This window comes from Parafrankia sp. FMc2, from assembly GCF_041008525.1.
GTDB lineage: Bacteria > Actinomycetota > Actinomycetes > Frankiales > Frankiaceae > Parafrankia.
Window position 1 is genome coordinate 36,275 of the sequence record NZ_JBFLUG010000062.1, and the last position, 9,650, is coordinate 45,924.

Genomic DNA, 9,650 nt, shown 5'->3' on the forward strand with positions numbered 1-9,650 from the left:
GACGTCTGCTGGTGGGCGGACGGGTCAGCCGGCGGACATCTGCTGGACGAGGCTGCGCGGACGCAGGTCCGTCCAGTGCGTCTCGATGTAGTCGAGGCACACGGCCCGGCCGGCCGGGCCGTGCACCGAGCTCCAGCCGGCCGGGACGTCGGCGAACACCGGCCACAGCGAGTGCTGGTTCTCGTCATTGACCAGAACCAGGAAGTCGGCGCTCTCGTCGTCGAACGGGTTGGTCGTCATCGGTCGGCTCCTTCGCCGTCGGAGGACCCGCGTGAGCGGAATCCGGTTTCAGTGACCCGGTCGGCCGGGTCGGCCGGGTCGGCCGGGGCCAGCAGCTCGGCGAGCACCGCGCTGATCGCGGCGGCCGGCTCCGGCCGGAGCATCTCGTGATGGGTACAGGGCAGCGGATACTCGACGACACGGCCGGTGACGTGCCCCGCCCACGCCGCGGTCCCCGTCGCGCCGGGGCGCCGGTCCTGGCCCGCGGTGAACAGCACCAGATCCCCGTCGAACCGCCCCGGGGCGAAGCCGGCCAGCGCCCGCTCGTGCTCCGCGGACACTGCCGCGAGCCGATCGAGCGCCGCCTCGTCGAGCCGGGCAAGCGCGGCGTGCTCCCGCAGTTCCTCCGGCACCCGCCTACCGGCGCCGGCGACTGGTCCGGCAGTCGGTTCGGCAGTCGGTTCGCTCTCGGCGGCGGTCGCGCCGGCCGGCGGGTAGGCGTCCAGCAGGACGAGGAGCTCGACCTGCTCGCCCGCCTGCTGCAGCCGGACCGCCATCTCGTACGCGACGACCCCGCCGAAGGACCAGCCGAGCAGCCGGTACGGGCCACCCGGGCTCACCGTGCGCAGGGCCGAGAGATGGCGCCGGGCCAGCTCGCCGACGGAGGCCCCCACCCCAGCTGGCCCGGCGGCGGGACCGGCACCGGCACCGATCGGTGCGCCGAGGGCTGCGAGCGCGGGCGCCTGCAGGCCGTAGACGGGCTGGCGGCGGTCCAGACCGGGTAGCAGCCCGGTGTAGGCCCAGCTCAGCCCGGACGAGGGGTGGACGCAGAAGAGCGGCGGGTTCCCGCCACCGGCCCGCAGGGGCAGCACCGGATCGAACGCCCCCTCCAGCCGCCGGTGCGGGGCCGGGTGCTGGTCGGCGAGCCGCTGCGCGAGCGCGGTCGGGCTGGGCGCGGCGAGCAGGTCCCGGATACCGGTCACCAGGCCGAGCTCGTCCCGGATCCGCCCGACCAGGCGCATCGCGAGCAGCGAGTGCCCGCCCCGGTCGAAGAACCCGTCCTGCGGGCCGACCTCAGGCAGGCCCAGGACCTGGGCGAACAGGTCGGCCAGCGCCCGCGCCCGGTGAGACGCCACTGCGGGCGTGCCCGGCGACGGGTCGGGCGCCACCGGCAGCTCCGGCTGATGCGCCGCCGGCCCCGCGGCGGCAAGCGCCACCAGCGCTCGGCGGTCGAGCTTGCCGTTGGCTGTCCGCGGCAGGTCGTCGACCATGACGACGACCGAGGGCACGCAGTGCTCGGGCAGCGCCCGGGCCACATGTGCGCGCAGGTCGCCCACGTCGGCCGGTACGCCCGGCACGGGCACCACGCAGGCGACGAGGCGCGTACCTCCGGGGCCCGGCTGGGCGGCGACGGCTGCCCGGGCCACGCCCGGATGGGCGGCGAGCACGTGCTCGATCTCGGCGGGTTCGACCCGGACCCCGCGGATCTTCAGCTGGTCGTCGACGCGGCCGAGGAACTCGACCGCGCCGTCGGCACGCCAGCGGGCCCGGTCACCGGTGCGGTACATGCGGGACCCGGGCGGGCCGAAGGGCGTGGCGACGAACCGGGCCGCGGTGACCGCCGGCTGGCCGTGGTACCCGCGGGCAAGCTGCGTCCCGGCCAGGTACAGCTCGCCGGGCACGCCCGGCGGCACCGGCCGCAGCGCCGCGTCCAGGATGTGGAGGCGGGTGTTCCACACCGGCCGGCCGATCGGCACCGTCCCCGTCATCCCCGTCGTCCCCGCCACCGTCCGCGGCGTTTCGGGCGGGCACGGCCACGCGGTGACGTCGACGGCCGCCTCGGTCGGCCCGTACAGGTTGTGCAGCTCGGTCCGGCCGGAGCCGCCGGAGCCGCCGGCGGGCGGGTCGCCGAGCACCTCGTGGAAGCGGCGGACCAGCTCGCCCGGCAGCGCCTCGCCGCTGCACAGCACCCGGCGCGGGGCCGCCGCAGGGCCGTCCCGGCCAGGCCGCGCGATCTCGTCCAGATACACCTCGAGCATCGACGGGACGAAGTGGGCGGTGTCGATCCGCTCGGTGGCGACGAGATCGGCCAGGTAGCCGGGATCCCGGTGCCCGTCCGGTCGGGCGACGACCACGGTGGCGCCGGCGATCAGCGGCCAGAACAGTTCCCACACCGACACATCGAAGGTGGCCGGGGTCTTGTGCAGCACCCGGGCGCCGGGGCTGAGCGGGTAGGTGGCCTGCATCCAGCGCAGCCGGTTGACGATCGCCTCGTGGCTGGTCGTGACCGCCTTCGGCTCGCCGGTCGACCCCGAGGTGTAGATCAGATACGCCGGGTGCCGAGGGTCGAGCCGGCGCGACCCGCCGCCCGCCCTCGCGCCAGGCGCCCCGGTGAGGTCCCCGGCGCCGGACGCCTCGGCCGCGCGCAGCTGCGCCGAGGTGAGGATCCAGGTGGGCGCCGCGTCCAGCAGGATCGTGGCGACCCGTTCCGCGGGGTACCCGGGGTCGACCGGGACATAGGCGGCGCCCGCCCGCAGCACGGCGAGCACGGCGACCACCAGCCCGTCCGAGCGCGGGATGACCACGGCCACCCGGTGTTCCGGACCCACCCCGCGAGCCCGCAGGTAGGCCGCGACGGCCGTGACCCTGGCATCGAGCTCGGCGTAGCGCAGCCGCGTGCCCTCGAACACGACGGCCTCCGCGTCCGGGGTCCGCGCGATCTGGGCGTCGAGCAGGTCCGTCAGGGTGGCCGCGGGCAGCGTGACCGCGGTGTCGTTCCACTCGACGAGCACCCGGTGGCGCTCCTTCTCGTCGAGCAGGTCGAACGACCCGGCCAGCCGCCCGGGTGCGCCGCCGTGCCGCGGGACGTCCGTCAGGTCGGTCAGCAGGCGGGTCAGCCAGCGGCCGATCGCCTCGGCCAGGTCGGCGCCGACGGCGTCCGGCCGGTATCCGAGCCGCAGCCGCGGGCGGCGCGCCGGCAGCACGACGAGGGTGAGCGGGTAGTGGGTGGCGTCGTGCCCGGTGACGGCGACCAGGCGCGGGTCGGCCGGTGCCTCGTCCAGCGGGTAGTTCTCGAAGACGACAAGGGTGTCGAACAGGCGCGGCAGTCCCGCGAGCCGGGTGATCTCGCCGAGGCCGAGATGCTGGTGGTCGAGGAGCCGGGCCTGGGCCTGCTGGAGACCGCTCAGCAGGCTGGCCGCCGGCTCCGCGGGGTCGACCCGGACCCGCACCGGCACGGTGTTGATGAAAAGCCCGATCACCGACTCGACACCGTCGAGCTCGGCGGGACGTCCCGACACCGTCGCCCCGAACACGACGTCCGCGCGGCCGGTCAGGCGGGCCAGCAGCAGTGCCCAGGCTCCCTGCACCACGGTGTTGAGGGTCAGGTCGTGGTCGCGGGCGAAACGGCGCATCGCGTCGCCCAGCTCCGCGGGTAGCTCGACCTCGTGGTGGGCGGGCGCGACCGGGGCGATCTCGGGCGCACCCGGCGCGACCAGGCAGGGCTCGGCGAGCCCGGCGAGCTCGGCTGCCCACGCCGCGCGTGCCGCGGCACGGTCGCGGCCGGCCAGCCACACCAGGTGGTCGCGGTAGGAGGCGGCCGATGGCGCCAGTCGGCCGCCGCTCTCGTACGCGTCGAGCAGGTCACGGACGAGCAGCGGCATCGACCAGCCGTCGAGCAGAAGGTGATGGTGGGTGAGCACCACCCGCGCCCGGATCGCCCCGGCCCCGCCCTCCGGCGCGCTGCCCGCCGGTGCTTTGTCGGCCGGTGCGCTGCCCGCCGGGAGGTGCAGTAGCGCCACCCGCATCAGCGGCGGGCGGACGAGGTCGAAACCGGCGGACCGCTCCGCCGCCGCTATCCGGGCGGCGGCGTGCTCCGGTTCCGGCCGGCCGGCGAGGTCGACCTCCCGCCAGGGCAGCTCCACCGTCCCGGCGATGACCTGCACGGCCCAGCGTGAGCCGTCCTCGTCACCGGTGACGCCGGGTACCCCGGTCAGAAACGCCGCCCGCAGCGCCGGATGCCGGGCCAGGACGGCCTCGAAGGCGCCGCGCAGCCGGCCCGGGTCCACGGGCACGGCGAGATCCACCACCAGCTGGGCCGTGTACGGATCGACGTGGGGCGTCCCGCCGCCCTCACCGCCACCCTCACCGGCGCCGGGGGCCTTCGCGTCCGCCGCGCCGCCGCCGTCGGCACCGTCCCCGCTGCGCGGGCCGCCGTTCCCGGCTTCGTACAGCGCGTGGAAGAGCAGGCCCTCCTGCAGCGGCGCCAGCGGCAGAACGTCGGCCAGGCCCGGCACCCTGGCCCGCAGGTCCGCCAACCCCGCCGCGGTGAGCGCCACCAGCGGGACGTCGCGGCGCAGATCGGCCGGGCCAGGCTCGACCTCGTCCGCCGGGACGGGGCCGTCGCGCAGGACCGGGTCCGCGAGGTCGGTGAGCGCGCGGACCCAGCGGTCGGCGAGGTCACGGATCTCGTCCGCGCCGACCAGCGACGGCGCCCACGACCACGACGCCGTCAGCACCGGGCCGTTCGCCGCGGCGTCCTCCACCACCAGCGCACCGATCTCGACCGCATGTGCCAATGGCAGACCACCGCCGCCCGCACCCGAGAGATCCACATCGCCGGTCATCGACCATCCGCCCGCGCCCGGTTCTGCACCCACGCCCACGCCCACATCACTGCGGCCCAGATAGTTGAACCCCACGCCCGCACCGGCACCCGCGCCCGCCAGCACCGCGCCCGACTGCCCGTTCACATACCGCAGCAGGCCATAGCCCGATCCGTCACCCGGGACCCCCCGCAGCATCTCCCGGACCCGGCGCACCGCACCCACGACACCCACACCGCCGACCTCGACCAGCACCGGGAACAGCGCCGTGAACCACCCCACCGTCCGCGACAGATCCGCCCCCTCGTCGCGCCCGTGCCGCTCCACCTCCACCAGCACCCCGCCCGAGCCCTCAGCCGCCTCCGGACCCGCACCGGTCTCCGGCGCGGCAGCGGTGCCCGGACCGGCGGCGCTCCATCCGTCCAGCGCGACGGCCAACGCCCCGAGCAGCAGCTCCTCCATCCCGCAGCGCAGTCGCGGCGCCACCTCCACCAGCAACGATCGCGACACCTCGGTCGGAAGCGACACCGCGTACCGGCCCGATGTCGCCCACGTGTCACGAAGCGGGTCCGGTCGGCCTGCCACCAGCGGAACGCCGCGGGAGAGCACCCCCCACCAGTACGGCAGTTCGGCGAGTACGTCGGGAGTGGTCGCGCGGGCCACCAGCTGCCGGGCCCAGGCCCGGAAGGAACAGCCGACCGGGGCGAGGCTCCCAGGGCTGGGGGTGGGGCCGGCGGGGTCGAGCTCCCAGGCCTCGTGGAGATCCGGCAGCAGGATCCGCCACGACACCCCGTCGACCGCCAGATGGTGGACGACCAGCAGCAGCAGGCCGGCGGCGTCGCCCGCGTCGAACCAGACCACCCGCAGCATCCGGCCGGTCAGGGGCGACAGGTCCGCGGTGGCGGCGGCAAGCCACGCCCGGACCGTCTCCGTGACCTCCGCAGGCGACCGACCCGTGACGTCCACGCGGCTGACCGGCGTCAGCTCCTCGCCGGCACCCGCACCCGCGTCTGCGCCTGCGCCCGCGGCTTCGCCCGCACCTGCGCCGGCAGCACTACCGCGGGCAGGGACGTGCAGGTGCCACCCGCCGTTCTGGATCAGCCGGGCCCGCAGCATGTCGTGGTGGTCGGCCAGAATGCGCACCGCGCGGCCGAGTCGCTCCTCTCCCAGTCCGGCGGGGACCCTCAGCAGCACTGACTGGGCGAAGCCGGCGAGCGGACCGGCGTCGGTGCCGCCGGCCGGGCCGTCGGGCAGGCCGCGGACAAGCTCCCGCAGCCAGTGCATGACAGGGGTGAGCGGAACATCGCCGGTCGCGTCATCCGCCCGCGCCGCGCTGCCCGCCGGCCTGTTTCCGGCGGCGGCCGGGCGGGCGACCGCCGCGAGCCCGGCCGGGGTGCGCCGCTCGAACACGTCACGGGCGCTGAACAGCAGCCCGGCCCGCCGGGCCCGGCTCACCAGCTGGATCGACAGGACGCTGTCGCCGCCGAGGGCGAAGAAGCTCTCGTCGGCGCCGACCGCCGGGCCGACCAGCGGGGCGACCAGCGCGTCGGTCACGTCCGGATGGGCGGCGAGCGCGGCCTCGACCTCACCGGGCTCGATCCGGTACCCGCGGATCTTGATCTGTTCGTCGGCGCGGCCGGCGAACACCAGCGTGCCGTCGGACGTCCAGCGGGCCAGGTCACCCGTCCGGTACATGCGATCGCCGCCGGCGGCGCCCAGGTCCCCGAGAAGGTCGGCGAAGGGGTCCGCGACGAAACGGGTGGCTGTCAGGCCGGGGGCCGCCACGTACCCGCGGGCCAGCGCGTCACCGGCGATGTACAGGTCACCGACGGTTCCCGGCGGCACCGGCCGCAGCGCGTCGTCGAGCACGTAGGCCCGCATCCCCTGGCGGGCACGGCCGATCGGCACGCTCGCCGGGACGTCGTCCCCGGCCCGCATCGGATGCTGCGTGGCGAACAGGGTGATCTCGGTCGGCCCGTAGATGTCCGTCACGAGCGTGTCGGGGCAGTGGTCCAGGACCCGCCGCACGGAGGCCGCGGAGACCACGTCGCCGCCGGTCAGCACCTCACGCACTCCGGCGAGGGCGAGCGGGTCCTCCTCGGCGACGATGCGGAACAGGCCGGCGGTCAGCAGCGCCGATGTCACCCCGTGCTCGCGGATGACGGCGGCCAGCGCGTCGACATCGGGCTCGCCGGGTGGCCCGAAGACCAGCTGGCCGCCGCCGAGCAGCGGCATCCACACCTCGTAGGTGGACGGGTCGAAGCTGTAGGGCGAGTGCACCAGCACCCGCTCACCGGGCCCGAGCACCCACCGCTGGTCGAGGGCGAGGCTGAGCACCCCGCGTTGGGTGATCTCCACTCCCTTGGGCACACCGGTCGACCCCGACGTGAACATCACGTAGGCGGCGCTGTCGAGCCCGATCCCGGGCAGCTCGCTGCCAGGGGCTCCGTCACGGGCACGGTCGTCGGCACAGGCGCCGTCGCCGTCGCCGTCGACGTCGACGTCCCAGGCACCGTCGCTGCCGAGGGCGGTCGGCGGGACGGGCAGGGGGACGGCGAGATCGGTGAGAGGCCCGGCGTCGGTGGTGCCGTCGACCAGCAGGACCCGCGCGCCAGTCACGGTCAGGAGCACGCGCTGGCGCCCGGCCGGCAGCCGTCCGTCCACCGGCACGTAGGCGGCGCCGGCGCGCAGCACGGCGAGCATCGCCACGACCATCGCGGGACCGCGCTCGAGCAGGAGGCCGACCCGGTCGCCGGGCCGCACTCCCGCCGCCGTGACCCGGCTGGTGAGGCGGGCGGCCCACCGGTCCACCTCGGCGTAGGTGTAGGTGGTACCGCCGGAGCGCAGCGCCACCGCGTCGGGTGCAGCGTGGAGCCGGGCCGCGAACACCTCCGGCACGTTCGCCGGCACCGCGCCGCCGGGCAGCCGCGGGCCCCGCGCGAGCCGGTCGGCAAGGGTCCCCGAGCCAGGCCCGCCGTCGGTGCTGGGCCGGTTCCAGTCGCCGAGGATCCGGCGGCGTTCGGCCGGGGTGAGCGCGTCGATGCCGGCCAGCGGGAGGTCCGGGCCGTCGACGATCGCCGTGAGCACTGCCAGCAGCCGCTCGCCCAGCACCGTCGCCGTGGCCCGGTCGACGAGAGGGAGGGCGTGGTCCAGCCGGAGCCGCAGCGCACCCCCGTGCGCGAACGCGACCACGGTCAGCGGGTAGTGCGTGGCGTCACGGATCAGGACGTCGGTGACGCGCAGCCCGGCGGCTGCCCGGGCACGGTCCGTCGCCTCCCCCAGCGGGTAGTTCTCGACGACGACCAGGGTGTCGAACAGCTGCGGCGCACCGGTCAGCCGCAGGATCTCCGGCAGTTCCAGATGATGGTGGTCGAGCAGGCGTACCTGCTCCTCCTGAAGCCGGCCCAGCAGCTGCGCGGGGGTGTCCGCGGCGGACGTCCGCACCCGCACCGGCACCGTGTTCACGAACAGGCCGATCATGGACTCGACACCGTCGAGCTCGGCGGGACGCCCCGAGACCGTCGTGCCGAACACGACGTCCGAGCGGCCCGTCACGCGCGCCAGCACCAGCGCCCACGCCCCTTGGACGAGGGTGCCGAAGGTGCGGCCCTGGGCCCGCGACCAGGTCCGCAACCGCAGAGCGAGGCCCGGCGGTACGTCGATGTGGACCTGCCCGGGCAGCACACCCGGTGCGGCAGCCGGCGCCGCCGACACAGCCGCCACAGCCGCCACAGCCGGTGCTGCCGCGGTCCCGGCCGGGGCGGCCGCCGCGGCGAGCAGGGTCGGCCCGGTGATCCCGGCGAGTGCCTGTTCCCAGGCGCGCCGCGCCGCTTCGCGGTCCCGGCCGGCACGCCAGGCCACGTAGTCCCGGTGGGGCCTGGCGGGTGTCTCCGGCCCGGTTCCCGCGTAGGCGCGGAGCAGGTCCTCGAGCAGCAGCGGCAACGACCATCCGTCGAGCAGGATGTGGTGGTGGGTGAGGAGGAGCCGCAGCCGATCCCCCCGGGCTTCCCCGTAGCCGAGTCGAAGCAGTGCCGCGCGCAGCAGTGGCGGCCGGGAGAGGTCGAATCGCTCGGCCCGTTGTGCCCGGGCGATCCGCTCGGCCTGGGCCTCGCGTTCGGCGGCGGGCAGGCCCGCCAGGTCGAACTCCCGCCAGGGCAGGGTGACCGCGCCGGCGATCACCTGGACCGCTCGGAGCCCGGGGCCGTGGGACGCGGCTTCAGGGCGTTCACCCATGCTGTCGAGACCGGTCAGGAAGGCCGCGCGCAGGGCCGGGTGCCGGGCCACCACGCTTTCCAGCGCCTGGCGCAGGCGGGCCGGGTCGACAGCTCCGGCGAGGTCCAGCGCCAGCTGGAGGGTGTAGACGTCGGACGTGCCCGGCCCGGGGGTGTCCCGCCCGCCGTCATCGTCGTACAGGGCGTGGAAGAGCAGGCCCTCCTGCAGAGGGGCCATGGGCAGCACGTCGACCAGGCCCGGCACCCGGTCCGCCAGCTCGTCCACCTCGGCCTGGCTCAGCGGCACCAGAGGGAAGTCGAACGGGAGGTACCCGCCGGCCGGCAGCCCCGGGCGTGGTCCACCCGGCTGGCCGGGGCCCGTGGGTGCCCGCGTGGCCAGCGCGGCGAGGTCGGTCAGCGCGTCCACCCAGCGACGGGCGAGCTGCTCCACCTCACCTCCGTCGAACAGCGCCGGCGCCCACGACCACCACGCCCGCAGCACCGGACCGCTGCGCTCGTCACCCGCCTCCCGACCGCCCTCGACCACCAGGGCGGCCACCTCCACCGCATGTGCCAACGGCAGACCCCCGCCACCCACCCCGGAAAGATCCACACC

The 9,650-nt window shown here is 75.8% G+C and carries 2 protein-coding genes; both read right to left on the reverse strand.

The genetic code is table 11. The features are described 5' to 3' along the window. Positions 1 to 24: 24 nt before the first annotated feature. The gene (locus tag AB1460_RS21020) at positions 25 to 240 is read right to left on the reverse strand and encodes an MbtH family protein (RefSeq protein ID WP_368963483.1); all 216 of its coding nucleotides are present in this window, start codon (positions 238 to 240) and stop codon (positions 25 to 27) included. After that, positions 237 to 9,611, reverse strand: coding sequence for an amino acid adenylation domain-containing protein (locus tag AB1460_RS21025; RefSeq protein ID WP_368963485.1), 9,375 nt, complete (start codon positions 9,609 to 9,611; stop codon positions 237 to 239). The genes AB1460_RS21020 and AB1460_RS21025 overlap by 4 nt, the downstream gene beginning before the upstream one ends. Positions 9,612 to 9,650 lie beyond the last annotated feature (39 nt).